At 57.4% G+C, this 1,163-nt stretch carries 2 protein-coding genes; both read left to right on the top strand.

Features of this window, described 5'->3' with window-relative positions; translation table 11 throughout:
* The first annotated feature begins 313 nt into the window (after positions 1-313).
* Entirely contained in the window at positions 314-517 is a 204-nt protein-coding gene (locus Q4P78_RS09130; protein WP_037231375.1) for a hypothetical protein, read from the top strand.
* 38 nt (positions 518-555) lie between these two features.
* Positions 556-1,152 (top strand): GNAT family N-acetyltransferase, encoded by a 597-nt coding sequence (locus tag Q4P78_RS09125; protein ID WP_303340052.1) that lies wholly within the window; start codon positions 556-558, stop codon positions 1,150-1,152.
* The last annotated feature ends 11 nt before the right edge of the window (positions 1,153-1,163 follow it).

The raw sequence follows: 1,163 nt of genomic DNA, 5'->3' as shown, positions 1-1,163 counted from the left end.
GGCGTCGCAGGGCAGGTGTGCGGGGGGCTGCGGGCTCATCATTGCGTGCATGATTTAATCCTAACGGATGCACGTTTGCCCCTTTCATGCCGCGAGCAGGTGGTTTCTGGTACGAGCAGGTCGGAAAATCCTACCTTGTCGGCGAAAAACAACCTTCTCGTAACCGGATTTAATATTGCATGATCTATGCGCATTTTTTCATGCAGGGCGTAGCGGAGGTATGCTGGATTTATGACCATAGAGTTCTGTACGGCTACGGTGCCGGACGGAACGTAACGACGCATCGTAGAGACTGACGGTTTTGGAGGTTCAGATGAATCTGAAAGTTGGCGCCTGGATTCTTGGCTTTATCGCTCTTGCGGCGTTTATCACGGTTGTTCTGGCGAATGGACTTACCGCCGTGCGCTGGGTCGCGTTCGGTGTCGCAACCTGCGCAGGGTTCCTCTCCCTGGGTATGGTCGTAACCCTAGCCCTCGGCTGGGATGACCCCACGGGAACGAAAACCGACTCCCACTAGTTTTATCTCGTGCAGAGGCGTTCCGCTAGGATTAAGCCATGCCGGATGCCCTCACGATTCGACCCGCCGCCCCCTACGATGCGCAGGCAATAGCGCGCATCCGTGTTCAGGGGTGGCGGTTTGCATATCAGGGTTTAATATCTCAGGATTACCTCGATTCGCTCAGCGTCGCCGAAGACACCGAGCGGATGCGCGGGTACCTCAGCCAGTTTCCCCAGAATTCGCCGCCCAGCAGGTCAGAGTCCGTGCAGGGGTCGAGTGATGATGAAAAACGGTCGTTTATGCTCGCTGCACGCGGCGATGCGGTGCTGGGGTTCTGCCGTTTCAGCGCGGCACCGAACAATGCTGACCGCGCCGAAAGAGCTATTCCGGGCGAGACGATAAACGGAAGACTCCACTCACTCTATATATACACGGATGCCCTCGGCCAGGGTGTCGGCCACGCCCTTATGAGCCATGCACTCAGCACTTTTGCCGCATGGGGGTGTGAGCACGCGACTCTCTGGGTTTTGGAGGGAAATTCCCGCGCCATCAGCTTCTACGAACGGCAGGGCTGGCGGTGTACGGGCGCTACAAAGGTGGACCAGTCCTTTGGACCGTGTCTGGTTGAGCACGAAATGGCGGTGCAGCTTTAACGCGAAACCGC

Source organism: Rothia sp. (in: high G+C Gram-positive bacteria) (assembly GCF_030540545.1).
Taxonomy (GTDB): domain Bacteria; phylum Actinomycetota; class Actinomycetes; order Actinomycetales; family Micrococcaceae; genus Rothia.
The sequence above is the reverse complement of the archived record's forward strand: the minus strand, read 5'-3'. Positions and strand labels throughout refer to the sequence as shown.

What these genes read in the sequence shown, in the direction of transcription:
- Q4P78_RS09125 (WP_303340052.1), top strand. Translation starts at nt 556, where the DNA reads ATGCCGGATGCCCTCACGATTCGACCCGCCGCCCCCTACGATGCGCAG.
- Q4P78_RS09130 (WP_037231375.1), top strand. Translation starts at nt 314, where the DNA reads ATGAATCTGAAAGTTGGCGCCTGGATTCTTGGCTTTATCGCTCTTGCG.